Raw genomic sequence first — 26,149 nt, forward strand, 5'->3', positions numbered from 1 at the left:
GCAGAAAAGAATGATAAGTGTGATACAATCTCAGAACGTTTTTTGGAGTGGACCAAAAGATCACAGGAAATTTTTGCCCAGATTAAACTCAGTCTGTTCCTTGGTCTCATCCTCAATGGTGTAGGCGCCTCTCTCGAGCGCGACCATGCCGGTGCGGACCAGCTCCAGGATGCCGAAGGCCTCCAGAAGCTTTTGCATGGCCTCCGCCTTGGTCTCGTCGCCGATGAGGGCCAGGGTCAGGGACTTCAGGGACACGTCGATGATGGAGGCCCGAAAGATGTTGGCGATCTGGATGACCTCATTGCGGATGTCGTGGGTCTCTGCCTTGACCTTGAACATCACCAGTTCCCGGCGGATGGAACGCTCCGGCTTCAGCTCCTGCACGGAGTAGACGGGATACTGCTTACGCAGCTGGTTCATGATCTGCTCGATCATGGGGGCGTCGGCCCACACCTCGATGGTAATACGGGACACCGTGGGATCATCAGTGGTGCCCACAGCCAGAGACTCGATGTTATAGCCCTTTCGGGAGAACAGCCGGGAGACCTGGGACAGGACGCCGGCGGCGTTTTCAACCAGCACCGAAAGGGTGCGGCGGGTGGCATTCATTTCATTCATATTCCACACCCTCCTTAGTCCAGAATGAAGTCAGTGACCGGCGTACCGGCGGAGATCATGGGATGGACCATGGCGTCCTTGTCGATGGCGCACTCGATCACATAGGGACGGCCGGAGGCCACGGCACGACGGAAAGCGGCCTCAAATTCCGGCTGGGTGGCTGCACGCTCACCCTGGATGCCGTAGGCCTCCGCCAGCTTCACAAAGTCGGGGCCCCGGTCCAGATCGGTCTGGGAGAAACGTTTGTGATAAATCAGGTTCTGCCACTGGCGTACCATACCCAGGGTCCGGTTGTTGAAGATCACGGTGATCACCGGGATGTTATAGTGCTCGGCGGTACACAGCTCATGGCAGTTCATGCGGAAGCAGCCGTCGCCGGTACACTGGACCACCACCTTGCCCGGGTTGCCCACGGCGGCGCCCATGGCGGCGCCCAGGCCGAAGCCCATGGTGCCGAAGCCGCCGGAGGTGATCAGCTGGCCAGGGCGGGAGAAGTGGTAGTACTGGGCGCACCACATCTGGTGCTGGCCCACGTCGGTGGTGATGATGGCGTCCCCGTCGGTGACCGCCTGAATGGTCTCCAGAATCTCATGGGGGTGGAGAATGTCGTCCTTCTTCAGGGGGATCTCCTTGTGGGAGAACACCCACTCCTTCCACTCGGGATAGTCGTGGGCGGGCAGCTTGGTGTTGAGCAGCTCCAGCACCCGACGGGCGTCGCCGATGATGTGGTGGTCGGTGACCACGTTCTTATCGATCTCGGCGCGGTCAATATCGATGTGGACGATTTTGGCGTTGGGGGCGAAGGTGGCGGGGTCGGTGGCCACCCGGTCGGAGAACCGGCAGCCGATGGCGATGAGCAGGTCGCACTGGTCGCTGGCGTGGTTGGAGGCGTGGGAGCCGTGCATTCCGATCATGCCGGTGAACAGGGGATGGTCGCCGGGGCAGGCGCCGCCGCCCATAATGGTGGAGGCCACCGGGGCATTGAGGGTCTCAATGAACTTCCGGAACTGAGGCACAGCGCCCTTGGAGCGGATCACGCCGCCACCCACCAGCACCAGGGGACGGCGGGCCTCCTCGATCATGTCCAGCAGGGTCTGGATGTCGCCGGCGTCGGGCTCGGGAGCCTTGAGCTCGTGGCTGGCCCGGCGGAGCATGGCGGCCAGACGGCCGTGGTTGGGGTGCTCAGACAGGGGCAGGGGCTCATACTCCGCCTCAGCGGCGGTGACGTTCTTGGCGATGTCCACCAGAACCGGACCGGGACGGCCGGTACGGGCAATGGCAAAGGCCTCCCGGATCACGTCGGCCAGCTGGTTGGGGTCCTTTACCAGGTAGTTGCACTTGGTGATGGGCATGGAGATACCGGTGATATCCACCTCCTGGAAGGAGTCCTTGCCGATCAGGTTCTCGCTGACGTTGCAGGTAATGAAGACCACGGGGGAGGAGTCGTAGTAGGCGGTGGCAATGCCGGTGGTCAGGTTGGTGGCGCCGGGGCCGGAGGTGGCGAAACACACACCCACCTTGCCGGTAGCCCGGGCGTAGCCGTCAGCGGCGTGGGAAGCGCCCTGTTCGTGGGCGGTGAGGATGTGACGGATCTTATCCTTATAGCCGTGCAGCTCGAACTCGTCGTATACATTTAGAATGGTGCCGCCGGGGTAACCGAATACGGTATCCACCCCCTGCTCCAGCAGACATTCCATCAGGATCTGGGCTGTTTTCATTCTCATGGTGGAAAAGACCTCCTTTGGCTGGTATGGGAGAAAAACAACATGGCGGCTTCGTCCCATAGGACGAAGCCGCCATGACACTCCGTGGTACCACCTAACTTCGCGGGCATACCCGCGCACTCATGCCCCGGTAACGGAGGGTAACCGTCCCCGCCTACTGCCTTCGGCGGAGCCGCTCCCGGGTGACCTTCCGATGCGGCCTCACGGGAGCTTACACCAACCGCTCCCTCTCTGCGCTTATGCGCCGCCCGTACTGTCCCGGTCATCGCATTTGAAGCGTCCATCCCAGAGGATGAACTGCAAGTTGTAGGTATAATCATAGCTTTCCCGGTGGGCTTTGTCAATCTGCCATTTGAAACTTCTGCATTTTAAACAAGTAAAGTACCGTGGCAGGGGGACAGAATCCACGGTTCCGCCAATTGGAAAACCAGCTGGTATAGTTTTTTCAAAAAGGAGGAAAAGAAAGGAAGAATTCAGCTTTTTGATAAAACTGGTGAGTTTAAATGAAAAAACAGTGAGAAATTTGACGGTTTTAACTGGACAATTTGTGTGCTTTGCGATATGATAATTCTGTTTGAGATACCGGTCAAACAACTCAGAAAAATGGCCCGTGTGTGGGTCAGATTTGCGAGGTGGACCTATGAAGCAAAGCTTTTACGGCGGCGTGCATCCCCATGACCGGAAGGAGCTGGCACGCCACAAGGAGATAGCGCCTCTGAGCGCTGCTCCCAAGCAGGTGGTCATCGCTATGTCCATGCATATCGGTGCTCCCTGTAAGCCCATCGTTGCTGTGGGCGATCACGTCAAGGTGGGTCAGAAGATCGGCGAGATCGCCGGTCTGGGTGCCCCCATCCACGCTTCGGTCTCCGGTGAGGTCAAGGCGGTGGAGCCCCGTCCCTATGTGGGCGGCGGCAAGTGTATGTCGGTGGTGATCGAGAACGACTTCCAGGATACCTGGGGCTCCGAGCTCGTTCCCCATCCCGATTACACCAAGCTGAGCACCGATGAGATCGTCAACATCGTGAAGGAGGCTGGCCTTACCGGTATGGGCGGCGCAGGCTTCCCCACCCATGTGAAGATCAGCTCGGGCATCGGCAAGGTGGACACCGTGATCCTCAACGGCGCCGAGTGTGAGCCCTACATCACCGCCGACCATCGCCTCATGCTGGAGTATGGCGAGAAGGTTGTGGGCGGTCTGCGCATCCTCATGCAGGCCTTCGGCCTCAAGAGCGGCGTGATCGGTGTGGAGGCCAACAAGGAGGATGCCATCGAGCACCTGCGTGCACTGGTGGGCGGCAAGGGTGACATCACTGTGGAGTCTCTGCGGACCCGGTACCCCCAGGGCGCTGAGAAGCAGCTGATCCAGCGTATCACCGGCCGTGAGGTGCCTCCCGGAGGCCTGCCCGCCCATGTGGGCTGCGCCGTGTTCAACGTGGGCACTGCTGCCGCCGTGTACGACGCCGTGGTGGAGGGCAAACCCGTTACCCACCGTGTGATCACCGTCACCGGCGACGCCATCCAGGAGCCCAAGAACCTGATGGTACCCCTGGGCGTGTCCTTCCAGGAGCTCATCAACGAGGCCAAGGGCTTCAAGGAGGAGCCTGAGCGCATCCTCACCGGCGGCCCCATGATGGGTATCGCTCAGTACGACCTGAACGTGACCTGCATCAAGGGCACCAACGCCGTGCTTTGCCTCACCAAGCACGAGGCTGCCCCCGTGGTGGAGGAAGAGGTCTGCCTGCGCTGCGGCCGCTGCGTCAACGTCTGCCCCATGCATCTGACTCCCGTGTATATGCACCTGTATGCCGGCAAGGGTATGTGGAAAGAGGCGGAGGCCCTCAACGTTATGGACTGCATCGAGTGCGGTTCCTGCAACTACATCTGCCCCGCCCGCATCCATCTGGTCCAGTCCTTCCGCGTGACCAAGGGTGAACTGCGGAACCTGGCGGCCAAGGAAAAAGCGGCAAAGGAGGCGGCCAAAGCATGAATGAGGAAAAGAAGCTGAATCTGACGGTGGCCTCGTCCCCCCACGTGGCCTCCCCCATCGATACCCAGAACCTGATGCGCGATGTGCTCATCGCGCTGGTGCCCGCCCTGGTCATGGGCGTGGTGTTCTTCGGCCCCCGTGCTCTCGTTGCCACTCTGATCTCTGTGGTGGCCTGCGAGTTCTTTGAGTGGGGCTATCGCAAGCTGATGAAGAAGTCCTGCGCCAACAAGGACCTGTCCGCTGCCGTTACCGGCGTGCTGCTGGCCTTCGTGTGCGCCCCCACTCTGCCTTACTGGATGCTGATCATCGGCGATTTCTTCGCCATCGTGGTGGTCAAGCAGCTCTTCGGCGGCCTGGGCCAGAACTTCATGAACCCCGCCCTGGGCGGCCGTGCCTTCCTGATGCTGTGCTACCCTGTGGCCATGACCACCTGGGCACCCCAGGGCATCGGTACGCAGTACTGGCCTGACCTACTGGGTGGCACTACCACCATGGCCGGCGCCGACATCGTTTCCGGCGCCACCCCCCTGTCCGCCGATTTCATGCACAAGGGCCTGCTGCCCACCGATGTTTCCCTGCTGGATGCCTTTGTGGGCAACAAGATGGGCTGTATTGGTGAGATCTCCGCGCTCATGCTGCTGCTGGGCGGCCTGTACCTGATCTGGCGGGGCGTCATCCGCGCTCGTATCCCTGTGGCCTACATCGCCACCGTGGCCGTACTCACCTTTGCCTTCCCCATGGGCGGCAATGACCGGCTGACCTGGATGCTCTATCAACTGTGCACCGGCGGCCTGATGCTGGGCGCCTTCTTCATGGCTACCGACTACGTGACCAGCCCCGTCACCAAGAAGGGCGAGGTCATCTTCGGCATTGGCTGCGGCCTGCTCACCGTGTTTATCCGCTACTTCGGCGGCTATCCCGAGGGTGTGTCCTACTCCATCCTGATCATGAACTGCTGCGTGTGGCTCATCGATAAGGTGGGTAAGCCCAACCGCTACGGCGTCACCAAGGAAATGAAGGCTGCCGCCAAGGCCGCCCAAAAAGCCGGGAAGGAGGGCTAAACCATGAGCGAAACTGTAACCAAGAAGAAAGAGCCCGGCATGGCGACCCTTGTCATTGTGCTCTTTGCCATCTGCGCCGTTACCGCTCTGCTGCTGGGCCTGACCAACGAGGTCACCAAGCCCTACATTGCGGCCAATAACGAAAAGACCACCCAGGAGGCCATGGCTGCCGTGCTGCCTGCCGACAGCTATGAGAAGGTTACCGATCAGTACACCGGCGGCGATGCCACCGTGGAAGACGTCTACAGCGCCGGCGACGCCGGCTATGTGGTGCAGGTCAAGCCCGCCACTTCCTTCAGCGGCAACCTGACCATCATGGTGGGCGTGGACGCCACCGGAGCCTGCTCCGGTGTGTCCATCGTTAAGACCGGCGAGACCTCCGGCCTGGGTTCCAACGCCAGCAAGGAGGATTTCCGTGCCCAGTTCGTTGGTGCCACTGGTGAGGTCAATGTGACCAAGGATGGTGGCACCATCGACGCGCTCACCGGCGCCACCATCACCTCCCGAGGCGTATGCGAGGCGGTTTCCTCCGCTATTGCCGCCGCGGCCAGCATGGGTTAAGGAGGGAACGAACCATGAATGCAAGAAAACAACTGATGGACGGTCTGTTCTATCAGAACCCCGTTACCGTCCAGCTGCTGGGTATGTGTTCCACCATGGCCATCACCACCACCCTGTTCAACGGACTAGGCATGGGTGTGTCTGTGCTGGTGATCCTGACCCTGGCTAATATCATTATCGCTGCTCTGCGTAAGATTATTCCAAACAATATCCGTATTGCCTGCTTCATCGTGGTCATTGCCGGTTTCGTGACCATCGTGGACCTGATGCTCCAGGCATTCGTACCTGCCTTGTCGGCCAGCCTGGGTCTGTTTATCCCCCTGATCGTGGTAAACTGTATCATTCTGGGTCGGGCCGAGTCCTTCGCCTACAAGAACGGCATCGGTGCTTCCGCCATGGACGGTATCTTCCAGGGCCTGGGCTATACCATGATCCTGGTAATCATGTGTGTTATCCGTGAGTTCCTGGGCAATGGCACGATCATGGGCGGCCTGCTGGAGATCGGCAAGGACGGCAACCTGGTCTTCGGCCTGGGTACCGCCGCCGGCATTCGCATCCTGCCCGAGGGCATCCCCGCTCTGGGCATGATTCTCCCCGTGGGCGGCTTTATCACGCTGGCCGTGCTTATCGCTGCCATGCAGTACATCCTGAACAAGCCCAAGAAGGGCGAGAAAAAGGCTGAGGAGGTGGCCAAGTAATGGATTGGGCAAACCTATTTACCGTGGCCCTTGGCGCCATCCTGGTCAATAACTTTATCGTGGCTCAGTTCCTGGGCATCTGCCCCTTTATGGGCGTGTCCAAGAAGGTGGAGACGGCCTCCGGCATGGGCCTGGCGGTCACCTTCGTCATGGGTCTGGCTTCCGCTATCTGCTGGCCCATCAATGAGCTGATTCTGGTGCCTCTGGGGCTGACCTTCATGCAGACTGTGACCTACATCCTGGTCATCGCCGCCCTGGTGCAGTTCATTGAGATGTTCCTGAAGAAGTCCATGCCCTCCCTCTATGAAGCCCTGGGCGTGTACCTGCCCCTGATTACCACCAACTGCGCCGTGCTGGGCGTGGTGCTGCAGAACACCCAGAACAGCTACGATTTTATTACCAGCGTGGTATACGGCGTCACTGGCGGTATCGGCTTCCTGCTGGTCATCGTGATCTTCGCCTCCATCCGTGAGCGGATGGAGTTCTCCAAGTGTCCCAAGGCCTTTGAGGGCTTCCCCATTGCCCTGATGGCCGCCGGCTTGGTGGCCCTGGCCTTCATGGGCTTCTCCGGTCTGAAGGTCTTTGGTTAAGGGAGGCGGATGAATCATGGATATGAATACTGTTATCTTTGCCGTTGTGGTCCTGGCTGTGCTGGGCGCCATCTTCGGCCTGGTGCTGGCCATCGCCGCCAAGGTGTTCGCTGTTGAGGTGGACCCCAAGGAGGAGGCTGTGCTGGCCTGTCTGCCCGGCGCCAACTGCGGCGGCTGCGGCTTCCCCGGCTGCTCCGGTTATGCTGTCGCTGTGGCCAAGGGCAAAGCCCCTGTCAATGCCTGCGCCGCCGGCGGCGAGGCTGTCGCCGCTCAGATCGGTGAGATTATGGGCGTATCTGCCGGCGCTGCTGTCAAGATGATCGCTCAGGTTCACTGCACCGGCTGCGGTCAGAACTACAAGCAGTACAACTATGTGGGCCTCCACGACTGCGTGGCCGCTTCCAAGCTGCCTGGCGGCGGTGATCTGGGCTGCTCTTATGGCTGTCTGGGTTTGGGCTCCTGTGAGAAGGTCTGCCCCTTTGACGCGATCCACGTTGTTGACGGCGTGGCCAAGGTGGACGAGGAGAAGTGTAAGGCCTGTAACAAGTGCGTGGACGTTTGCCCCCGCCACATCATTGCTCTGGAGCCTTACAAGACCAAGCGTCACGTCACCATTCCCTGCTCCTCCCATGACAAGGGCGCGGACGCCCGGAAGGTATGCGACAACGGCTGTATCGGCTGTTCTCTGTGCATGAAGAACTGCCCCAGGGAGGCCATCACCATGGTCAACAACCTGGCCGTCATCGACTACGAGAAGTGCATTGGCTGCGGCATCTGCGCTCAGAAGTGCCCCCGCAAGCTGATCATTGTGGATGGCAAGGTGCCCGAGGTCAAGCCTGCGGCGCCCAAGGCTGCCCCTGCTGCTGCCGCCCCCAAGGCGGAGGCTCCCAAGGCCGAGGCCCCTGCCGAGCCCAAGGAGTAATTCCAAATACAAAAAACAGGACCTGCTTTCGCAGGTCCTGTTTTTTGTTGCTCAGGTGCTTAGTGCTGGCCCAGCTGGAAGGAGGCGCACTCGGTGGAGGCGCACTTGGTGGCGTTGGGCTCGCAGCAGCCCACCTTGATCTCGTTCAGGGTGCAGTAGTTCTGGCCGCCGCAGTGGTGGGCACAGTTGGTGACGGAGCACTTGATGCTGTTGTTAGGGGTCTGGTTCATGGCTAATTCCTCCTTGTTACCGTGGTACGCTCCTAGTATGGGCGGAATGGAGGAACTCTATGCAGGTATGTAGTGAAAAAATCTGCCAAAAGGGGAGAGTAGGTGGAAAAACAGAGGAGCAAAGCAGCTTAATTCTGTGTGGGATGGTCCTGATCTGCCGTTGTTTCCACATCGTCCACCACAGTGGGGATAAACTGGGGAGCAAATTTACCCTTGCCGCGGTTTTTCACATAAAAGAAGCCGATGGTGGAAAAGACCACAGCGCCAATAAAATTCACGAACAGATCCTTCATGGTGTCGATAATGCCGATGTCCAGATAGCCGCCCAGCCCCAGAGATTGCTGGGCGCCGTCGGCAGTGACCACAATCACATCTGTAATGTGTTTGATGGAGACAGGATGATTGCCTCCGGTGGGGTCCAGCATCACCGAGCCAATGGAATTGACCACGGTATCCTTCTGCATATCCAGCAGGAAGAGCTGGTCCATCGAGAACTCAAAGAACTCCCAAAGCACGCCGATGGTCATAGAGAAGCAAAAGGCTACCACAGCCAGATAGACCGGAGAGAGGCTGAATTTTAGTTTTTCATTCCGGTTGAGGATGTCCAGCAGAGAGAAGCCGATGGCAGCGCACAGGAAACCGTTGAGGGTATGAAGCATGGTGTCCCAGTAGGGATACTGGATGTAGTAGGCTTGGATCTCACCAAGGATTTCTGCAGCAAAGATGAAAAGTAAGATGATAATTTCCAGCGTGTCCGGAATCTCCACACGAATGGTGCGCTCCAGGAAGGAAGGCAGCGTAAAGAGAAACAGGGTGAGAACACACAGAAACACGTTCTCAAAATTACCCTTGAAGGACTGGGCCACGATGGCCACAATAACCAGGGCCCGGAGAATGATATAGACTGCGGTCACACCGGGTTTGGCCTTTACCTCTTCTTTCAGCGCCTGTCGGCGCTGTCCCTTGGGGTGATGCTCTTTTTTCATGTTGTTACCTCCTGACCGACAGCGGGAAGTTGGGCCGCAGACAGCTCCCGATAGAGCTGGGCGGAGTGGGGCAGGGATTCCTGCTCATCCGGGCGCAGGGGCCGGACCGCTTTGGCAGGGGAACCCATCACCAGGCTGCCTGGCGGGATTACCGTGTTCTGGGTGACCAGCGCCCCGGCCGCCACCAGACTGCCTGCACCGATGACGCAGCCGTTGAGCAGGATGGCGCCCATACCGATGAGGCATCCGTCTTCTATTGTGCATCCATGGAGGATGGCGCCGTGGCCTACAGTTACATCCCGGCCGATAACAGTGGGAAAGTCCGGGTCGCCGTGGACCACCGCCTGGTCCTGCACGTTGGAGCCTGCGCCCAGGCAGATGGAGCACTCATCGCCCCGCAGAACTGCGCCGTACCAGATGCTGGCAGCGGGGCCGACAGATACCTTGCCCACAAGGGTGGCATTGGCGGCGATTCTGGCCTCCGGGTGGAGCTGAGGAACATGGTTATCCAGAGAATGGATCATAGAAAGTGGGGCCTCCTTATCCGGATATATGGTATGCACACCATTATAGCCTGCCCCACATCAGCCCGCAAGTCAAATCTGCGTCACTGGTGCATAGACTGGGTTGGAGGTGAGCGCATGGAACTCAAACGCAATCAGATTACAGTAGGGGAGCTGCTGGACCATCCGGGCAGCCGGGCGGTGCTTCAGCGCCGGTTCCCTATGCTCTTCAAGCATCCCATCCTGGGGGCTGCCCGCTCCATCACCCTGGAGCAGATCCTCTCGGTAGCCCAGGCTTACGTATCCCAGAAGAAGATTGACGAGACTCTGAATGACCTGAGACGGGCATGAGGGACGCCCCCTTTCAGATACAAAAATCTGAAAGGGGGCGTTTTTCACGCTGGCTTTCGTCGGAACAGCCGGACATACCAGCGTAGAGAACCGGTATCCCGTGTTCGGCGCAGCAGAAGGGCGGTGAGTACCGTATCTACGCACAACAAAGCCGCAGCGGGTGGTGTGGCCCAGGTTGGAATGGCGGCAGCCAGCCAGGCAACCGTCGGATGGAGCAAATAATAGAGGGCCAGAGTCAATGCGCCCCAGTACAGGGAGAAGCGGAGGCAGATGTGCCGGCCCAGATGCAGAGGCAAATGGGAGTAATCCCAGAAGGATACCAGAAAGACTTTTTCATAAAAAAGACCCGCCAGAAGTTCTGCCGCCGTACAGATCAGAACTGCGGCGGAGAACAGCAGAAGCGGCTGGGCCCGCACACACTCCGGCAGCAGGAGCAGACCCAGCGCGCCCAACCCATAGACCGGGCAGATGGGAAGAAGCAGGCGGCACTTCCGGTCCTGCTTGGATTCACCACTCAGCCGGGCATAGCCTACCTCAATCAGAAAGCCCACAAAGCTGTAGAACAGAAAAATCCAAAACAAGTACATGACGCCGCCTCCTTCCTCTCTAGTGTGGACAGAAGGGAGCAAAAGGATACCTGCCGGCCCCTGTTGGAACAATGTGCGGGGGGTGTCAAGGAGCCGCGGGAAAAAAGGAGGAAATTTGTCCATTCTGCTCTTGCCGGAACGGGGGGAAATATGATACGATAGAAAAAATTCAAAAGGGGAAATGAAGCGTCATGCGGCATTTGATCGACTTTGGAGACCTGTCAAGGGCGGAGTGGGATTCCCTGTACCAGCGGTGCAGTGATATTATGGACCACCCCGCCGATTTTATGGACGCCTGCCGGGGGCGGGTGATGGCCAGCCTGTTCTATGAGCCCTCTACCCGCACCAACTTTTCCTTCCAGACCGCCATGCTGCGGGTGGGCGGTACCGTGTTCGGCTTTGCCGATCCCAAATCCACCTCCACCGCCAAGGGCGAGACCCTGAAGGACACCATCAAGATGGTGTCCGGCTACGCCGATGTGGTGGTCATGCGTAACCCCAAGGAGGGCGCCGCCAAGGCTGCTTCTCTTTACTCTGATGTACCGGTGATCAACGCCGGCGACGGCGGCCATATGCACCCCACCCAGACCACCGCCGACCTGACCACCATCACCCGCCTGCGGGGCGGTGTGGATGGTCTGTCCGTGGGCCTGTGCGGTGACCTGAAGAACGGCCGTACCGTTCACTCCCTCATCAAGGCCCTGGCCAAGTTCAAGGGCATCAAGTTTTTCCTCATTGCTCCCCGTGAGCTGGCGGTGCCCGAATATATGCGGGCCTTCATGCGGGAGAATGATATGTGGTTTACCGAGGTCACCGGCCTGGAGGCCGTCATTCCCCAGCTGGATGTGCTCTATATGACCCGTATCCAGCGGGAGCGCTTTGTGGATCCCCTGGAGTACGAGCGGTGCAAGGGCATTTACGTCCTCACCCGCCGGAAGCTGGACCGGGCCCGGAAGGACCTGCTGGTGATGCATCCCCTGCCCCGTGTGGACGAGATCGCCATCGACGTGGACGACGATCCCCGGGCGGTCTACTTTGAGCAGGCCCGCTATGGTATGTATGCCCGTATGGCGCTGCTCACCGACCTGGCCAATCAGGACCGTATGAGCCCCGGCGCCGTGGAGATCGGCACCAAGCCGGTGTGCTCCAACCCCAACTGCATCACCCAGACCGAGCACTACCTGCCTCCCTTGGTGAAGCAGAACGGCGGCGTGGATTGCTGCGCTTACTGCGACAAGGAACTGCGGTAAGCCAGAGGCTTGACATTTTCCCGAAAAGTGCATATACTATGTCCCAAAGGCTAAGATGGGAAGGAGTACCCCCGCGAAAGGTACAGAGAGGAGCCGGTTTGGTGCAAGGCTCTCCGGCGGTGGGGGGAAGGTCGTCCCAGAGCTCTGCCCCTGAACCACAGTAGGGGGCGGCGGAATCCTCCCGTTACAGAGGCAATGAGTGTCCTCATTTGAGGAAATTCAGGTGGTACCGCGGACTAACAGGTTCGCCCTGAGCAACAGCTTGGGGCGAACTTTTTTTGCCCCGAAAAGGAGTGTAACAGATGAAGAAAGAACTTCCCAAGGTCTATGAACCCCAGGAGGTGGAGGGCCGCGTCTACGAGATGTGGGAGAAAAACGGCTGCTTTGAGGGCCACCGTGATCCCGACAAGAAGCCCTTCACCATCGTCATGCCGCCCCCCAACGTCACCGGCCAGCTCCACATGGGCCACGCCATGGACTCCACCCTCCAGGATATCCTGATCCGCTTCAAGCGGATGCAGGGCTACGCCGCCCTGTGGGTGCCCGGCACCGACCACGCCGGCATCGCCACCCAGATCAAGGTGGAGGAGGAGCTGCGCAAGAACGAGGGCCTGTCCCGCTACGACCTGGGCCGGGAGAAATTCCTGGAGCGGGTGTGGGACTGGAAGCACAAGTACGGCAACCGCATTGTGGAGCAGCAGAAGAAGCTGGGCGCCTCCTGCGACTGGTCCCGTGCCCGGTTCACCATGGACGAGGGCCTCAGCAAGGCCGTCCGCCATGTGTTCGTGTCCCTGTACAAGAAGGGCCTCATTTACAAGGGCTCCCGCATCATCAACTGGTGCCCCCACTGCGTCACTGCCCTCAGTGACGCCGAGGTGGAGTATCAGGACAAGCCGGGCAACTTCTGGCACATCCGCTACCCCATCCAGGGAGAGGAGGGCCGGTACGTCATCGTGGCCACCACCCGGCCTGAGACCATGCTGGGCGACACCGGCGTGGCGGTCAACCCCAACGACGAGCGGTACAAGGACATTGTGGGCAAAAAGTGCATTCTGCCCCTGGTGGGCCGTGAGATGCCCATCGTGGCCGACGAGTATGTGGACATGGAGTTCGGCACCGGATGCGTGAAGATGACTCCCGCCCACGACCCCAACGACTTTGAGGTGGGCCTGCGGCAGAACCTGGAGACCATCCGTGTGCTGGACGACAACGGCAAGGTGGTGGAGGGCTACGGCCGCTACTCCGGCATGGACCGCTACGAGGCCCGGAAGGCCATTGTGGCCGACCTGGAGGAGCAGGGGTATCTGGTCAAGGTGGAGCCCCACCAGCACAACGTTGGTACCTGCTACCGCTGCCACAACGACGTGGAGCCTCTCATCTCCGCCCAGTGGTTTGTCAAGATGAAGCCTCTGGCTGAGGAGGCCCTGCGGGTGGTCAACGAGGGCGAGGTCAAGTTCGTCCCCGATCGCTTCTCCAAGATCTACACCAACTGGATGGAGAACGTTCATGACTGGTGTATCTCCCGCCAGCTGTGGTGGGGCCACCAGATCCCCGCCTGGACCTGCCAGGAGTGCGGTCACATCACCGTGTCCGAGGACGATCCCACCGAGTGCGAGCACTGCCACTCCAAGAACATCAAGCAGGAGGAGGACGTGCTGGATACCTGGTTTTCCTCTGCCCTGTGGCCCTTCTCCACCCTGGGCTGGCCTGAGGAGACCGAGGACTACAAGTATTTCTATCCCACCGACGTGCTGGTCACCGGCTACGACATCATCTTCTTCTGGGTGGCCCGCATGATCTTCTCCGGCTGTGAGCATACCGGCAAGCCCCCCTTCCACACTGTGTTTATCCACGGCCTGGTGCGGGACGACAAGGGCCGCAAGATGTCCAAGTCCCTGGGCAACGGCATTGATCCCCTGGAGATGGCCAACCAGTACGGCGCCGACGCCCTGCGCTTCAACCTGGTGACCGGCAATTCCCCCGGAAACGATATGCGCTTCTACACCGAGCGGTGCGAGGCCATGCGCAACTTTGCCAACAAGATCTGGAACGCTTCCCGCTTCCTGATGATGAACCTGACCATCGACCAGTGCCAGCTGCCCGACAAGCTGGAGCTGGAGGACAAGTGGATCCTGTCCAAGCTGAACAGCGTCATCCCCGAGATCACGGAGAACATGGAGCGCTACGAGCTGGGCGTGGCCGCCCAGAAGGTGTACGACTTCATCTGGGATTCCTACTGCGACTGGTATATCGAACTGACCAAGACCCGCCTTCAGGGTGAGGACGAGGACTCTAAGGTGCGTGCTCAGCAGGTGCTGTGCTACGTGCTCACCCAGATCCTGAAGCTGCTCCATCCCTTTATGCCCTTCATCACCGAGGAAATCTGGCAGGCCCTGCCCCATGAGGGCGACTACCTGATGCTCCAGCAGTGGCCGGAGCACCACGCCAACCTGGACTTCCCCGAGGAAGAGAAGGCTATGGAGCTCATCATGGACGCCATTCGGGCCATCCGTGCCCGTCGGGCCGAGATGAACGTGCCCCCCTCCAAGAAGGCACAGCTCACCGTCTCCACTCTGGAGCAGGCCGTGTTCCACCAGGGCACTCCCTTCCTGAAGCGTCTGGCCTATGCCAGCGACGTGAAGGTGGTGGAGGCCACCGATACGGTGGACACCCAGGGTATGGTGACCATCGCCACCCATGCGGCCCGGCTGTATCTGCCCCTGGCTGAGCTGGTGGATCTGGAGAAGGAGAAGGCCCGCATCCAGAAGGAGCTGGACAAGAACCGCAAGGAGCTGGACAAGCTGGAGACCAAGCTGAATAACCCCGGCTTTGTAAACAAGGCCCCCGCCCAGGTAGTGGAGGCCGAGCGGGAGCGGGCGAATAAGCTGAAGGCTCTGCTGGTCAAGCTGGAAGAATCTGCGGCTGCGCTGGGCTGATAAAATTCTCGAAAAACAGAGAAACGCCGCCATCGAACGCGGATGGCGGCGTTTCTGTGCCCATATTGTCATACTTTGTTACACAACTGTGGTTGTGCTCCAGAGCAGAATCGGATAAAATGTACAGTAATATTGTACGGCCCAGTTTGACCCGGGCCGTGGAAAGGAGGTTGGAGCGTTGAAAAGACTGATCCCATTGCTGGCGTTACTGCTGCTGCTGGGCGGATGTACCGGGTCCTGTCAGGATACCGGGGCGGTATCTACCGCGCTGCCCAGTGCCGCATCCACGCCTGAGGTGGAGCAGAGCGCCGAACCTACCCCCTCCGCGGAGCCCTCACCCATCCCAACGGCCCAGCCCACTGTTATGCCGGAACCTACGGCCTCTGTGGAGCCGGAGCCCTCTGCGGAGCCGTCCCCTACCCCAACGGCCTATGACGGACCTAACGATGAGGAGGTATTGTCCGCCTACCGGGCGGCGGTGCAGGCCTTCTGGTGGTTCCAGGTGGAGCCCATGACCTTTGATGAAACGGACAGCCGCGAGGTAGACGGTGCCACCTATTATCGGGTAGACTATCCCGGCATTGACAGCACGGTCAGCCTGCGGGGTTACCTCAAGAGCCTCTTTTCCGACGATCTGGTGGAAAAGCTGCTGCCTTATGACGGAACCCAGTATGTGGACATCGACGGCGTCCTCTACGTCCAGGACGGCGGCCGGGGCACCGACATCACCAGGGGTGCCGAGACGACCCAGGTCCTGCGGGACGGAGACCCAAACCGCTGTACCGTCCGGGTAACGGTGGAAGTGCTGGACCCGGAGCAGGACGGCGCGGTGGTGGATACCCTGACGTTTGACTTCCCCTACGAAAAAGTGGGGGAGAAGTGGATCTTTACCGATTTTTCCCTGGTCCGGTGAGTCCTTCGACAAAATATATACCCCATCTGTGATAGGATCGCAGTATACCAAAAATTGGTATACTGCGATTTTTTGTACAGGGGGGATATGCCATGGCAGTGACCTGCAAAGCAGAGAATCGGGCGCTGTACGCGGCCATTGACGGCGAGGTGGACCACCACCGGGCCAGACAGATTTTAGGCGAGTTGGTACGGCAGATCGACCTGACCATGCCCCGTCATCTGACGGTGGATCTGGGGGGCGTCAGCTTTATGGATAGTTCGGGGATCGCCGTACTGCTGCGGGCCAGCCGCCGGATGAGCGAGCTGGAAGGGACCATGGAGGTGGTCCATGTGCCTGAGCAGGCAAGCAAGGTGCTTCGGGCGGCCGGGCTGGACCGGTTGATCAAATTTGAATGACGGAGGAAGTACATAATGAAACCGATGAATGAGGCCACGGTGATCTTTCTCAGCCGGTCGGCCAACGAGGGCTTTGCCCGTACCACGGCGGCCTGCTTTGCCGCTCAGCTGGACCCCACCCTGGAGGAGATCAATGACATCAAGACGGCGGTGAGCGAGGGAGTAACCAACTGCATCGTCCACGCCTATCCGGACAAGCTGGGGCTGGTCCAGATGCGGCTGCGGCTCTTTGAGGACCACACCCTGGAGATCCAGATCAAGGATAAGGGCGTGGGCATCTCCGATGTGGAGCAGGCCCGACGCCCCATGTTTACCACCGGCGGAGAGGAGCGCAGCGGTATGGGCTTTACCATTATGGAGAGTTTTATGGACGGAGTGAAGGTACGCTCCACCCCGGGGAAGGGAACGGTGGTGACCATGCGCCGCAGGATCTCCCGCCGGCTGGGAGGGGCGCAATGAATGTGGCGGATACCCCCGACCTGCTGGAGGAGGCCCGCCGGGGGGACAACGAGGCCTGTGCCAGGCTCATTGAGGAGAATGGTGGGCTGATCTGGTCCATTGTGCGCCGCTACTACGGCCGGGGAGTGGAGCCGGAGGACCTGTATCAACTGGGTTGCCTGGGCTTTGTGAAGGCGGTGCGGGGCTTCGATCCCGCCTTTGGCTGTCAGTTCTCCACCTATGCCGTGCCCAAGATCGCCGGTGAGATCCGGCGCTACCTACGGGATGACGGCGCTATTAAGGTCAGCCGCGGTCTGAAAGAGCGGGGGATGGCCATCCGGGCGGCCAGGGAACGGCTGTCGGCCTCCCTGGGCCGGGAACCCACCTTGTCCCAGCTGTCCGAGGCCACCGGGCTGGAGCCGGAGGAGATTGCCGCCGCTGAGGAGGCGGGGCTGCCGGTGGCCTCCCTCCAGATGGAGACAGGGGACGGCCTGACTCTGGAGAGTGTGTTGGGCACCGAGGGTATCGAGGAGGGTATCGTGGAGCGTGAGGCCCTGCGTACCGCCATCGCCGCCCTGCCTGACCGGGAGCAGCAGGTGATCCTGCTGCGCTACTACCGGGGCATGACTCAGGACCGGGCGGCCCGGGTGCTGGGGGTGAGCCAGGTCCAGGTATCCCGCATTGAGCGCCGGGCGGTGGAGCGGCTGCGAAAGAAACTGGAGGAGTGAGGGATGCGGACAAGCTGAGAGAGGCTGGCGTGTATTTGTCCTGTGCTGAGCATGACTTTGTTTGGATAAGAGGAACTTAATGGTGGTTTTTCTCGTCCAAAGGGAGTATAATGACCAAACAGAACAAAAAACGCAAGGAAGATGGATTGATATGGAAGATATTCTTTATATTGTCGTTCCCTGCTACAACGAAGAAGAAGTGCTGCCAGAGACCTCACGCAGGCTGAAAGAAAAGCTGGAGGCCCTGATGGCTGCCGGAACTATTTCCCGGGAGAGCCGGGTTCTTTTTGTAAACGACGGTTCCAAGGATAAGACCTGGCAGCTCATTGAGGAGCTGCACCAGAGCAGCCCCATCTTCTCCGGCGTGGACCTGAGCCGCAACCGGGGCCATCAGAACGCTTTGTTGGCAGGGCTGATGACCGCCAAGGAGCGGTGCGATATGGCCATCTCCATGGACGCCGACCTCCAGGACGACATCGATGCGGTGGACGCCATGGTGGAGCAGTATTATGCCGGGTGTGACATCGTGTATGGCGTTCGCTCCTCCCGGAAGAAGGACACCTTCTTCAAGCGCTTTACTGCCGAGGGCTTTTACCGGCTGATGAACTCCATGGGGGCGGAGACGGTGTTCAACCACGCCGACTACCGCCTTATGTCCCGCCGGGCCCTGGAGGGGTTAGCTCAGTTCAAGGAGGTCAACCTGTTCCTCCGGGGGATCGTGCCCATGATCGGCTACCGCACCGGTACTGTGGAGTATGAGCGGGGAGAGCGCTTTGCCGGTGAGAGCAAGTACCCCCTGAAAAAGATGCTCTCTTTCGCTATGGAGGGCATTACCTCCCTGTCGGTGAAGCCCATCCGCATGATTACTGGCCTGGGTTTCCTGGTGTTTCTGGTGAGTATTGCCATGCTCATCTACTCCATCGTCCGCTGGGCCATGGGTGAGACCATTTTGGGCTGGGCCAGTCTGATCTGCTCCGTGTGGGCCATCGGGGGACTGATCCTGCTCTCTTTGGGCGTCATTGGTGAGTACATCGGCAAGGTCTATCTGGAGACTAAGGAGCGGCCCCGGTTCCTGATTCGTGAGGTATTGGAGGACAAGCATGGCAAAACTGATTGATAATTCCATCCCCAAATTCCTGCTGGTGGGGGTGGGCAATACCCTGCTGTCCATGGTGCTCATGTTCCTGCTGGAGGGGCTGGGCTACTGGCCCTCCACCGCCATCGCCTATGTGGCGGGCGCAGTGATGAGCTTTTTCCTCAACCGCCACTTTACCTTCCACAGTGAGGAGACCTTCCTGCACTCAGCGGTAAAGTTTGCCATCAACGTGGCGGTGTGCTATGTGATTGCCTATGCCCTGGCCCAGCCCATCGCGGGTTGGGTGCTGGGTAATACCGGCATGGATCCCATCTGGCAAGAGCGCCTCACCAAGCTGGGCGGTATGGCCTTGTACACCATCCTCAATTATTTCGGCCAGCGGTTCTTTGCCTTCCAGAAAAAGAAGCATTAAATTTATGTGAAATCCCCCGGCGTTCTCTTGCGTCCGCCGGAAAATGGGGGTAGAATAGGGCCAGCATTTCAGCCACTATACCGCAAGGAGGTAGGAAAATGGCCTTTTTTGACGATTTGAAGGATAAAGCCACCGACCTGGGTCGGGCCGGCATGGCCAAGTCCAAGCAGCTGATGGAGATCACCAAGCTGTCCCTCAACAATTCCGGAGAGGAGGACGCTATCCGCAAGGCCTATCTGGAGATCGGCAAGCTCTACTATGCCGAGCGGGGAGGTGCGCCGGAGCCGGGCTACGCCGCCCTCTGCCAGCGGATCACCACCGCCAAGATCAACATTGAGGAGAACAAGGCCCGCATCGCTCAGATCAAGAAGGACGGCACCCTGTCCGATGAGGATATTTCTCAGGCTGCCGCTCAGGCTGCCCGCGACCACACCGAGGAATAAAACAACCAAAGCCCTCCGCCCAACCGGCGGAGGGCTTTTCTTATGCCTGTAACTGGATTGTAACTGGACAAATATCTACTTCAAATGTAGTATAATGATATCCACTACAAATGAAGTTGGTGATAGAGATGAAACGACTGCCCGATACTGAGTTAGAAGTGATGAAGGCCCTGTGGGCCTCCGGGCCGGATACTCCGCGCTCCGCCTTGGAGACTGCCCTGGAGGGCTTTTGCTGGGCCTCCAATACGGTGAATACCTATCTGACCCGCCTGGTGGAGAAGGGCTTTGTAGCCGTTCGCCGGGAGGGAAAGAGCAACTTGTACACCCCGCTGGTCAGCCGGGAGGACTACCTGGCCTTTGACAGCCAGGCGGTGCTCTCCAAACTGTACGGCAGCTCTCCCCGAAACTTCCTGGCAGCCCTGGCCAGAAATGGCCTGGAGGAGCGGGATCTGGACGATCTGCGGGATCTGTTGGATGAACTGAGCGGGGAGAAGCAGAGATGACAGACTTTTTGACCTCCATGGCGGGCGTGAGCCTGGGAGGCGGGGCGGTAATCCTGCTGTTGGTGGTGTTGGCCAAACTGACCCGGGGACGATACGGTGCCAGGTGGCGGTGCTGGGCCTGGCTGCTGCTGGCCCTCCGGCTGGCCGTCCCCCTGCCTCTGCTGCCCGCCGGGTCGGCCTCCGCCCCCATCCAGATCCAGGTGCCGCCGGACCGGGTGATCTACCAGCCGATGCGGACACCCCGGCCCAGTGCGGCTCAGCCCTCCCAGCCGGTCCAGACGGCGGCTCCATCTGCGGCACCCTCGGCTGTCCCGGTCTCCACTCCTGCGCCTGAGGCCCTGCCCACAGAGCAGGCCCAGCCGGCGCCCATCACGGTGGGCGGTATCCTGCTTGCGCTGTGGGTGACAGGTGACGCGGCGGTGCTGGGGTGGAATCTCATAGCTCATTTCCGGTTTAAAAGATACCTGGCCCGGTGGTGCCGCCCGGTGGAGGATGCGGGCACTATCCGCCTGTTCAACGGACTGTGCGACAGCCTCTCCCTCCAGCGCAGGCCACGGCTGCGCCTGTGCCCCGGGCTGGCGGTACCCATGCTGGCGGGGTTGTTCAGGCCGGTGCTGCTGCTGCCGGAGGACGCCGGAGGTCAAGGACTGCGCTACGCCTTGCTCCATGAGCTGGTTCACTACCGCCGCCGGGACATTTGGCTGAAAACTCTGGTGCTGTGGGTGAACGCCGTCCACTGGTTCAATCCACTGGTGTGGCTGATGGTGCGCTCCGTGGAGCGGGATACTGAGCTGGCCTGCGACGAGGGGGCCCTGAAGCGGCTGCCCCAGGAGGAACACGCCGCCTACGGCAGAGCGATTTTGCAGGCCGTGGCTGCCCTGAGAAAGGAGAAAGCATGACATTGCCCAAGACCCGGCTGTCTACAGCCATGAGCGGCTCGGCCAAAGAGACCGAGGGACGACTCCGCAATCTCTTTGTCAAGCACCGGCGGCCCGCCCTGGGCCTGGTGGCGGTGGTGGCCCTGGCCATCGGCCTGTGCGGCTCCCTGGTGGCCTGCCGATCAGAGACGGCCATTTCCGCTGCCCCGGCGGGAGAGGAACTGGCTTTTGTCCTCACCGAGCCGGGAGAGGAGACGGTGCCCTTTGCGGATCTTTTAGGTCTTTCAGGTACCGTGACACACACCTTGACAGACGATGGCGTGCATAATTACGCCTATCAGATCCGGCTGGAGGACGGAACAGAGTTTCCGCTGACGGAGACCTGGATGCCCCTGTACCAGGTGGATCTGGACGGGGATGGGGCGGTGGATGCCCTGGTGGAGAATGAATTCTTCCTGCAGGTGTACCGGTATTGGCCGGACGGGTCCCTGCGGACCCAGCAGCTCCAGGCGGCGGCAGCCGGTTTGCTGGGCCTGGAGGGGGACTATTGGCGCATGGTGGAGCTGGCCTTCCAGCCGGAGGATCAGATGGTGGCCATCCACGTCTGGCCCTATGACGATGTGGGAGAGATGGAGGAGCGGGTACCCCTGTCCCGGCTGCTGGAAGCGGCTGACTGGAGCGAGGTAGTACTTACCCCGGAGGGACAGCCCCTGCCGGATGGGAGCAGCCTCAGTTATCTGGAGAACCTCACGCTGGACGGCCAGGGTGTGGGAGACGACCATCTGACGGTTAGGGCAACCTGGCCGGACGGGCAGGACCAGGGTTCCACGGAGATGGTGGTGACCCTGGGTACCGGAGAGGTGCTGTCCTGGCGTTATCCAGCGGTCACCCGCCCCACGGTCACCCCGCTCCATATGACCTCCAGAGAGCAACAGTCCCTGCTGGCCGCCCTGGCAAGTCCCGGGTCCAACTACGGCGCCTGCGCCTATGTGGTGCTGGAGGTGGAGGACAATAAGCTGGCCCAGCGGTTCCAACTGGACGCCGTAGCTAATGCCTATGTGGAGACCGGTGAGAACGGCCTGCAGGTCCTGCGTATCCCGGAATTGTATGACAAATGGCACAGCTACATATGGGGAACAGCGGCCTGGGACGGCAGCCAGATCACCTATACCTCCGACGGCTACTTTACCGATACCTATGAGTTGGACGTGGGCGGCGACGAGACCCTGACCCTGGCCCTGCGGTGTACCCCGCCCCTGGGGGAGGACGCGCTGGTCACAACGGTGCTGTACGACCGGGTCCAGCTGTTGCAGGACGGCCAGGTGGTCCAGACCATCACACCGGAGGATGTGGCGGACGACGGAGTCCACACCTTCCAGGGCTTCCATATTGACAGCCCGGCAGGGGGGCCGGTGGCGACCCGGGATATCAACTTTGACGGGGTGGAGGAGTTCGGCCTGCTATGCGACGCCACCCAGAACGCCTGCCGCTGCTGGTTTGTGTGGGACAGTGAGGCGGGACAGTTCCGCCATCTGGCCACCCTGGCCGGGGAACTGACCCTGCTGCCTGAGGAGGGGCAGCTGGAGGAGCGGATGTGGAACCGGGACTGGAACGCTATGGTGACCCGCACCTACGGCTGGGACAGCCAGGGCAACCTGGTGCTGCAATCGGAAACATAACAGGAGGAACGCTATGAAATTGCCCAAAACCCGGCTGTCCACGGCCATGAGCGGCTCGGCCAGGGAGACCGAGGGGCGGGTCCGCAATCTCTTTGTCAAGCACCGGCGGCCCGCTCTGGCTCTGGTGATGGCGGTGGGCTTTGCCATCGGTCTGTGCGGCTCCCTGGTGGCCTGCCGTGCCCAGGTTGGCCAGGAGCAGCGGCTGGATGCCCTGTATGATGCCGCTGAGGTCAGTTTTGATGGGAAACCTCAGCGGGAGGAGCTGGCCTGTATCCAGGGCCAGGGGGGCACCCTGGTAGCCGGCCATTTTTACGACGACTATCCCCACTGTGCCCTGGTCATCGGCGTAGAGGATGACCGGGGCCAGCTTACTGGGCCGGTGTTTTCCGCCACCTCCAGCGGCGGAAGACCCCAGGTTTCCACCTTCCGAAAGGACGATGTGGACTATCTCCTCTACACCGTCAACGGCGGAGGGCAGGGTTACACCTATGGAGAGGGGGGCCTGCTGGCCTTTGACGGCACCGACTTTACCTGGGTCTGGCCCATGAAGGGGGATCTGCGGCAGGAGGACGCCCAGGTCTGGATGGAGTACCAGAACTACTGGGAGGATCAAATACCCCTGCCCTGTCCCGGCGGGGTAGAGATCTTTCAGGGTGCGGATAACTGGCGCCTGTATGGCCAGGGTCCCCAATGGTCCTTTCGGGAGCGGCTCCAGCTGACGGGGGGGTACCATGCCCCTGAGCGGGTTATGAATGAGCTGCGCAGGGTTGTGGAGAGCCGCACCAGAGACCAGGATAACCCCTGGCAGGCCAGCAATACCTCCGCCCAGTGGCAGATCGTCCAGGTGACGCCGGGGGAGGAGACCCTGTGCGGACAGCGGTACACCCTGCTGGCCTGCTCTGTTTTGACGGGAGAGGAGTGGCTGGGAATGGAGGTGCTGCTCTGCCCCACGTTCTGGAGTGGTGAGGAGCAGCTCTGGCCCAATCTCATCCGGGTGGTCACAGGGAGCGAGGAGGAGGTGCGGCAGGCCCTGTCGGAGGAAAACCGGCAGGTGGAGACCGAGCGGATTACCATGACCACTGCCACCGGGCGAAACCTGTCCCTGGAGCTGGAACTGGAGCCGCTGGACCAGCAGCCCTATTGCCTGGCTATCGAGCAGATCCGGGTCTATGAGGGTGACACACCGCTTCAGTTCATGGCGGTGGAGGACGATGTGTATACGCCGGACAGCTTCTACCAGGGCCTGTTTCTGATCCGGGACCCCAATATTGGGGAGCCGGATATCCGGGACCTGAATTTTGACGGTTCCCCCGATTTGGGCCTGCTGGCGGAGTCGAGCTTTCCCCACAATGTGAGCTATGTGTGGTTCTTGTGGGACGAGGAGACGAGCCGGTTTTCCTTTTCCACCTACCTGTTTTCCAATCCCACCCTGGACGTGGAGAACCGGCAGGTGGTGGAACACATCCGGGGGGATGTGGGCCGTCCGGAGGAGGCAGTGTATGCCTGGACTGAAGACGGTACCCTGGAGCAAATCAGCTACAGACAGCTCAGCTGGTCATGAGAGAGGAGGGCCATTATGAACGTGCCCCATACCCGGCTGTCTACCCGCATGAGCGGGTCGGCCAAAGAGACCGAGCAGCGCCTGCGTAATCTCTTTGCCCGGCACAAGCGGCCTGCCCTGCTTTTGGTAGGGATGGTGACCCTGGCCATCGGCCTGTGCGGAGGGCTGGTGGCCTGCCGAAGTACTACGCAGGCCGGAAGTTTCACAATGGACACCCAGTATTATGATGCCCTGGGCAACTATATTGAGATCCCCAGACTGACGGCGGAAGGAGAGGGTGCCCAGGAGGTCAACCAGGCCCTGGCCGCCCTCAAAAGCCAGTATCAGACCGTTATGGATGCCCCCGTGAATACGGTAGGGGGCCAACGGTGCCTGCTTTATCCTGCGGTGACCGAACGGTACGATAACCTGATCTTCTATTTGGACTCTGCCAGCTCCGGCAACGACGGTGATATCTACACCCTGGTCTACGACCGGCAGGAGGATCGGGTGGTCACCCTGACGGAGGCCCTGGAATTGGCGGGAACCACGGAGGATGCCCTCTGCCGGGGAGCGGAGGAGTACCTGAACGGGGAGCTGCCGGAGGCAGAAGTGGCTTTGGCCGCGCAAGATGGGGCGGTGACCGGGTTCCGCATCCGGGATGACGGGGGCGTGGAGTTCTACCTCACCTGTATGACCGACGATGCCGATCCGGCGGTGGACGCTGTGGACGGCTGGCAGCACCTGCTGGCATATGCTGACGGCAACTGGCGCCACTACAACTGCAAGGCCACCTTGATGCTCACGGAGGAACTGCTCATTCCGGCGGAGGAGCTGGCCGGCTTTGATACCCCCCTGTGGTACCAGTGGGGCCCATCCGGCGGAGAACCGGAAGGGGGCTTTGTGATGGAACAGATTCCTCCCCAGGTGGAGGAACAAGTCCTGCAATATATGAAAGATTCTCTGGGCTATTCCGAACCGCCTATGGAACTGATCCTCTGTGCCAGCTTCCATGATTTGAGTCGGTTGGATCTGGCGGAAGAATGGCGGGATATGGACGCTCTGGAGTGCTATGGAATTACCTATGGCGCCAACGGTACCTATGTGGGCGAAGATCTGCTCTTTTTCCGTAAGGGCGAGCAGTATACCTTCGTCGGATCGCTGGGAGAGTATGATTCCGAACAGGTGGAGCCCACTCGGTTGGCTGCTGTAGGCACCTATAATTATCGGATTATGTACTGGATGCTGGAGCAGGGCATCCTTACCGCCTTCCCCGAGGCGGACGCCATGCTGCGAGACGCGCCCATGCCGCTGGCAGCCCAGAGCGCCGCAGTGGCCTATTTTTACAGCAACAGGCCGGCGGATATGTCTATTTTCTTTGCCGACCAGGCGCCGCTCCAGCCGGAAGGACGCACCATGCGGATCGATGAAGCAACCTACCTGGGCCTGCGGCAGCTTTACGAGACCTACGGTGTGGTCTATCAGCTAAGGTGCAGCGGCTGGGAGGATGGGAATTGGTATGCCTACCCGGAACCCCTGTGGCTGGTGTTCCAACTGGGCCAGGGAGGAGACATGACTACCGTCCTGGATGAAAGTGTGCCCAGGGAAACGGTGGAGCAGGCTGCGCTGGAGCAGGGATACCATCTGGTAGATGGGGAGATAGCCCTGTGGCGGGACGGATACCCCAACCCGGCGGGGCCGGGCAGTGAGGTGGGCTTTTTCCGGGAGGAGCCTGTGGTTACCGTCCTGGAGGGGGCCGAGCCTATCTACCAGGAGGGGGACTGGTGGCAGCAAATGGAGTGGGAGGGCCTTTCGGCCCTGTGCTACTGCAATGCCGACGGCAGCTACGCCATCCAGCGGCTGGAGACCACACGGACCGACCTCTCTACCGACCGGGGCATCCGGGTGGGTTCCACCCGGGCGGAGGTGGAGGCGGCCTACGGGGAAAAGCTGTCCCGTACCGACTATTGGAGCCTGTATCCCGGGGAAGATTATCTGTGGTACTGCGCGGATCCGGAGGGCTGGGGGGCAGCCATCCTCTTCTTCTTTGATGGGGACCAAGTGAGCCGTATCGTACTCAACAATATGTTTAATTGACATAAAACAGAGGGGCCTGC

27 protein-coding genes and 2 other annotated features are annotated in these 26,149 nt (G+C 60.3%); of the genes, 21 read left to right on the forward strand and 6 right to left on the reverse strand.

Going from position 1 to position 26,149, the window contains the following annotated elements; all coding sequences use genetic code 11:
• Nucleotides 1-60 precede the first annotated feature (60 nt).
• A complete protein-coding gene (ilvN, locus tag B5G06_RS03485) occupies nt 61-618 on the reverse strand; it encodes an acetolactate synthase small subunit (protein WP_087187708.1) in 558 nt (185 codons plus the stop codon).
• A 14-nt stretch (nt 619-632) separates the two neighbouring features.
• Nucleotides 633-2,342: a biosynthetic-type acetolactate synthase large subunit gene (gene ilvB, locus B5G06_RS03490; RefSeq protein WP_087187709.1), complete on the reverse strand. Its 1,710-nt coding sequence runs from the start codon at nt 2,340-2,342 to the stop codon at nt 633-635.
• A 56-nt stretch (nt 2,343-2,398) separates the two neighbouring features.
• Nucleotides 2,399-2,617 (reverse strand) — a binding site (T-box leader).
• 365 nt (nt 2,618-2,982) lie between these two features.
• On the opposite strand from ilvB, the gene rsxC reads away from it, so the two are divergent.
• From rsxC to B5G06_RS03520, 6 genes are read left to right on the forward strand one after another with little or no spacing between them, the layout of a single operon-like run.
• Nucleotides 2,983-4,329 carry an electron transport complex subunit RsxC gene (gene rsxC / locus B5G06_RS03495; RefSeq protein WP_087187710.1) on the forward strand — a complete coding sequence of 449 codons (1,347 nt, stop codon included), beginning with the start codon at nt 2,983-2,985 and terminating at the stop codon, nt 4,327-4,329.
• On the forward strand, nt 4,326-5,390 hold the full coding sequence (locus tag B5G06_RS03500) for an RnfABCDGE type electron transport complex subunit D (RefSeq protein WP_087187711.1): 1,065 nt from the start codon (nt 4,326-4,328) through the stop codon (nt 5,388-5,390). The genes rsxC and B5G06_RS03500 overlap by 4 nt, the downstream gene beginning before the upstream one ends.
• A 3-nt stretch (nt 5,391-5,393) precedes the next feature.
• Nucleotides 5,394-5,951, forward strand: a complete 558-nt coding sequence (locus B5G06_RS03505) for an RnfABCDGE type electron transport complex subunit G (RefSeq protein WP_087187712.1) — start codon at nt 5,394-5,396, stop codon at nt 5,949-5,951.
• 14 nt (nt 5,952-5,965) lie between these two features.
• The gene (rsxE, locus tag B5G06_RS03510) at nt 5,966-6,649 is read left to right on the forward strand and encodes an electron transport complex subunit RsxE (RefSeq protein WP_087187713.1); all 684 of its coding nucleotides are present in this window, start codon (nt 5,966-5,968) and stop codon (nt 6,647-6,649) included.
• Nucleotides 6,649-7,239, forward strand: coding sequence for an electron transport complex subunit RsxA (gene rsxA, locus B5G06_RS03515; protein ID WP_087187714.1), 591 nt, complete (start codon nt 6,649-6,651; stop codon nt 7,237-7,239). The genes rsxE and rsxA overlap by 1 nt, the downstream gene beginning before the upstream one ends.
• Nucleotides 7,240-7,261: 22 nt before the next feature.
• Nucleotides 7,262-8,161: an RnfABCDGE type electron transport complex subunit B gene (locus tag B5G06_RS03520; protein ID WP_087187766.1), complete on the forward strand. Its 900-nt coding sequence runs from the start codon at nt 7,262-7,264 to the stop codon at nt 8,159-8,161.
• A 59-nt stretch (nt 8,162-8,220) separates the two neighbouring features.
• Here the strand turns inward: B5G06_RS03520 and B5G06_RS03525 are convergent, their stop codons facing one another.
• The 3 genes from B5G06_RS03525 to B5G06_RS03535 form a co-directional block, all read right to left on the reverse strand.
• On the reverse strand, nt 8,221-8,391 hold the full coding sequence (locus tag B5G06_RS03525) for a DUF1540 domain-containing protein (RefSeq protein ID WP_087187715.1): 171 nt from the start codon (nt 8,389-8,391) through the stop codon (nt 8,221-8,223).
• Nucleotides 8,392-8,519: 128 nt separating this feature from the next.
• Nucleotides 8,520-9,377 carry a hypothetical protein gene (locus B5G06_RS03530; protein WP_087187716.1) on the reverse strand — a complete coding sequence of 286 codons (858 nt, stop codon included), beginning with the start codon at nt 9,375-9,377 and terminating at the stop codon, nt 8,520-8,522.
• Nucleotides 9,374-9,901 (reverse strand): gamma carbonic anhydrase family protein, encoded by a 528-nt coding sequence (locus B5G06_RS03535; RefSeq protein WP_087187717.1) that lies wholly within the window; start codon nt 9,899-9,901, stop codon nt 9,374-9,376. Before B5G06_RS03535 ends, B5G06_RS03530 begins: the two co-directional genes overlap by 4 nt.
• A gap of 117 nt (nt 9,902-10,018) precedes the next feature.
• Between B5G06_RS03535 and B5G06_RS03540 the strand changes: the two genes are divergently transcribed.
• Nucleotides 10,019-10,231 (forward strand): hypothetical protein, encoded by a 213-nt coding sequence (locus tag B5G06_RS03540; protein WP_087187718.1) that lies wholly within the window; start codon nt 10,019-10,021, stop codon nt 10,229-10,231.
• Between the two features lie 44 nt (nt 10,232-10,275).
• Here the strand turns inward: B5G06_RS03540 and B5G06_RS03545 are convergent, their stop codons facing one another.
• On the reverse strand, nt 10,276-10,818 hold the full coding sequence (locus B5G06_RS03545) for a putative ABC transporter permease (protein WP_087187719.1): 543 nt from the start codon (nt 10,816-10,818) through the stop codon (nt 10,276-10,278).
• A 191-nt stretch (nt 10,819-11,009) separates the two neighbouring features.
• Here B5G06_RS03545 and pyrB point away from each other — a divergent pair, with 191 nt between their 5' ends.
• The 14 genes from pyrB (at nt 11,010) to B5G06_RS03615 (ending at nt 26,129) form a co-directional block, all read left to right on the forward strand.
• Entirely contained in the window at nt 11,010-12,068 is a 1,059-nt protein-coding gene (gene pyrB / locus B5G06_RS03550) for an aspartate carbamoyltransferase (protein ID WP_087187720.1), read from the forward strand.
• A gap of 43 nt (nt 12,069-12,111) precedes the next feature.
• Nucleotides 12,112-12,324, forward strand: a binding site (T-box leader).
• Between the two features lie 46 nt (nt 12,325-12,370).
• Nucleotides 12,371-15,004, forward strand: coding sequence for a valine--tRNA ligase (locus B5G06_RS03555; protein ID WP_087187721.1), 2,634 nt, complete (start codon nt 12,371-12,373; stop codon nt 15,002-15,004).
• 178 nt (nt 15,005-15,182) lie between these two features.
• Nucleotides 15,183-15,917 (forward strand): hypothetical protein, encoded by a 735-nt coding sequence (locus B5G06_RS03560; RefSeq protein WP_087187722.1) that lies wholly within the window; start codon nt 15,183-15,185, stop codon nt 15,915-15,917.
• 92 nt (nt 15,918-16,009) lie between these two features.
• On the forward strand, nt 16,010-16,315 hold the full coding sequence (locus B5G06_RS03565; protein WP_087187723.1) for an STAS domain-containing protein: 306 nt from the start codon (nt 16,010-16,012) through the stop codon (nt 16,313-16,315).
• Between the two features lie 15 nt (nt 16,316-16,330).
• Nucleotides 16,331-16,774, forward strand: coding sequence for an anti-sigma F factor (gene spoIIAB, locus B5G06_RS03570; RefSeq protein WP_087187724.1), 444 nt, complete (start codon nt 16,331-16,333; stop codon nt 16,772-16,774).
• Nucleotides 16,771-17,481 carry a sigma-70 family RNA polymerase sigma factor gene (locus B5G06_RS03575; protein ID WP_087187725.1) on the forward strand — a complete coding sequence of 237 codons (711 nt, stop codon included), beginning with the start codon at nt 16,771-16,773 and terminating at the stop codon, nt 17,479-17,481. The genes spoIIAB and B5G06_RS03575 overlap by 4 nt, the downstream gene beginning before the upstream one ends.
• 151 nt (nt 17,482-17,632) lie before the next feature.
• A complete protein-coding gene (locus B5G06_RS03580; protein WP_087187726.1) occupies nt 17,633-18,598 on the forward strand; it encodes a glycosyltransferase family 2 protein in 966 nt (321 codons plus the stop codon).
• Nucleotides 18,582-18,989, forward strand: coding sequence for a GtrA family protein (locus B5G06_RS03585; protein WP_087187727.1), 408 nt, complete (start codon nt 18,582-18,584; stop codon nt 18,987-18,989). Before B5G06_RS03580 ends, B5G06_RS03585 begins: the two co-directional genes overlap by 17 nt.
• A 98-nt stretch (nt 18,990-19,087) precedes the next feature.
• Nucleotides 19,088-19,432 carry a serine proteinase gene (locus B5G06_RS03590; RefSeq protein ID WP_242955335.1) on the forward strand — a complete coding sequence of 115 codons (345 nt, stop codon included), beginning with the start codon at nt 19,088-19,090 and terminating at the stop codon, nt 19,430-19,432.
• A gap of 128 nt (nt 19,433-19,560) precedes the next feature.
• Nucleotides 19,561-19,935 carry a BlaI/MecI/CopY family transcriptional regulator gene (locus B5G06_RS03595; protein WP_087187728.1) on the forward strand — a complete coding sequence of 125 codons (375 nt, stop codon included), beginning with the start codon at nt 19,561-19,563 and terminating at the stop codon, nt 19,933-19,935.
• Nucleotides 19,932-20,834 carry a M56 family metallopeptidase gene (locus B5G06_RS03600; RefSeq protein WP_087187729.1) on the forward strand — a complete coding sequence of 301 codons (903 nt, stop codon included), beginning with the start codon at nt 19,932-19,934 and terminating at the stop codon, nt 20,832-20,834. Before B5G06_RS03595 ends, B5G06_RS03600 begins: the two co-directional genes overlap by 4 nt.
• A complete protein-coding gene (locus tag B5G06_RS03605) occupies nt 20,831-22,492 on the forward strand; it encodes an RHS repeat protein (RefSeq protein ID WP_143382705.1) in 1,662 nt (553 codons plus the stop codon). The genes B5G06_RS03600 and B5G06_RS03605 overlap by 4 nt, the downstream gene beginning before the upstream one ends.
• Before the next feature lie 13 nt (nt 22,493-22,505).
• Nucleotides 22,506-24,053: an XAC2610-related protein gene (locus tag B5G06_RS03610; protein ID WP_087187731.1), complete on the forward strand. Its 1,548-nt coding sequence runs from the start codon at nt 22,506-22,508 to the stop codon at nt 24,051-24,053.
• A 15-nt stretch (nt 24,054-24,068) separates the two neighbouring features.
• Nucleotides 24,069-26,129, forward strand: coding sequence for a hypothetical protein (locus B5G06_RS03615; RefSeq protein WP_087187732.1), 2,061 nt, complete (start codon nt 24,069-24,071; stop codon nt 26,127-26,129).
• Nucleotides 26,130-26,149 lie beyond the last annotated feature (20 nt).

Source organism: Flavonifractor sp. An52 (assembly GCF_002159385.1).
GTDB classification, from domain to species: Bacteria; Bacillota; Clostridia; order Oscillospirales; family Oscillospiraceae; genus Flavonifractor; species Flavonifractor avicola.

Coding starts and splice junctions, on each gene's coding strand:
- ilvN (WP_087187708.1), bottom strand. CDS start 618: ATGAATGAAATGAATGCCACCCGCCGCACCCTTTCGGTGCTGGTTGAA.
- ilvB (WP_087187709.1), bottom strand. CDS start 2,342: ATGAGAATGAAAACAGCCCAGATCCTGATGGAATGTCTGCTGGAGCAG.
- rsxC (WP_087187710.1), top strand. CDS start 2,983: ATGAAGCAAAGCTTTTACGGCGGCGTGCATCCCCATGACCGGAAGGAG.
- B5G06_RS03500 (WP_087187711.1), top strand. CDS start 4,326: ATGAATGAGGAAAAGAAGCTGAATCTGACGGTGGCCTCGTCCCCCCAC.
- B5G06_RS03505 (WP_087187712.1), top strand. CDS start 5,394: ATGAGCGAAACTGTAACCAAGAAGAAAGAGCCCGGCATGGCGACCCTT.
- rsxE (WP_087187713.1), top strand. CDS start 5,966: ATGAATGCAAGAAAACAACTGATGGACGGTCTGTTCTATCAGAACCCC.
- rsxA (WP_087187714.1), top strand. CDS start 6,649: ATGGATTGGGCAAACCTATTTACCGTGGCCCTTGGCGCCATCCTGGTC.
- B5G06_RS03520 (WP_087187766.1), top strand. CDS start 7,262: ATGAATACTGTTATCTTTGCCGTTGTGGTCCTGGCTGTGCTGGGCGCC.
- B5G06_RS03525 (WP_087187715.1), bottom strand. CDS start 8,391: ATGAACCAGACCCCTAACAACAGCATCAAGTGCTCCGTCACCAACTGT.
- B5G06_RS03530 (WP_087187716.1), bottom strand. CDS start 9,377: ATGAAAAAAGAGCATCACCCCAAGGGACAGCGCCGACAGGCGCTGAAA.
- B5G06_RS03535 (WP_087187717.1), bottom strand. CDS start 9,901: ATGATCCATTCTCTGGATAACCATGTTCCTCAGCTCCACCCGGAGGCC.
- B5G06_RS03540 (WP_087187718.1), top strand. CDS start 10,019: ATGGAACTCAAACGCAATCAGATTACAGTAGGGGAGCTGCTGGACCAT.
- B5G06_RS03545 (WP_087187719.1), bottom strand. CDS start 10,818: ATGTACTTGTTTTGGATTTTTCTGTTCTACAGCTTTGTGGGCTTTCTG.
- pyrB (WP_087187720.1), top strand. CDS start 11,010: ATGCGGCATTTGATCGACTTTGGAGACCTGTCAAGGGCGGAGTGGGAT.
- B5G06_RS03555 (WP_087187721.1), top strand. CDS start 12,371: ATGAAGAAAGAACTTCCCAAGGTCTATGAACCCCAGGAGGTGGAGGGC.
- B5G06_RS03565 (WP_087187723.1), top strand. CDS start 16,010: ATGGCAGTGACCTGCAAAGCAGAGAATCGGGCGCTGTACGCGGCCATT.
- spoIIAB (WP_087187724.1), top strand. CDS start 16,331: ATGAAACCGATGAATGAGGCCACGGTGATCTTTCTCAGCCGGTCGGCC.
- B5G06_RS03575 (WP_087187725.1), top strand. CDS start 16,771: ATGAATGTGGCGGATACCCCCGACCTGCTGGAGGAGGCCCGCCGGGGG.
- B5G06_RS03580 (WP_087187726.1), top strand. CDS start 17,633: ATGGAAGATATTCTTTATATTGTCGTTCCCTGCTACAACGAAGAAGAA.
- B5G06_RS03585 (WP_087187727.1), top strand. CDS start 18,582: ATGGCAAAACTGATTGATAATTCCATCCCCAAATTCCTGCTGGTGGGG.
- B5G06_RS03590 (WP_242955335.1), top strand. CDS start 19,088: ATGGCCTTTTTTGACGATTTGAAGGATAAAGCCACCGACCTGGGTCGG.
- B5G06_RS03595 (WP_087187728.1), top strand. CDS start 19,561: ATGAAACGACTGCCCGATACTGAGTTAGAAGTGATGAAGGCCCTGTGG.
- B5G06_RS03600 (WP_087187729.1), top strand. CDS start 19,932: ATGACAGACTTTTTGACCTCCATGGCGGGCGTGAGCCTGGGAGGCGGG.
- B5G06_RS03605 (WP_143382705.1), top strand. CDS start 20,831: ATGACATTGCCCAAGACCCGGCTGTCTACAGCCATGAGCGGCTCGGCC.
- B5G06_RS03610 (WP_087187731.1), top strand. CDS start 22,506: ATGAAATTGCCCAAAACCCGGCTGTCCACGGCCATGAGCGGCTCGGCC.
- B5G06_RS03615 (WP_087187732.1), top strand. CDS start 24,069: ATGAACGTGCCCCATACCCGGCTGTCTACCCGCATGAGCGGGTCGGCC.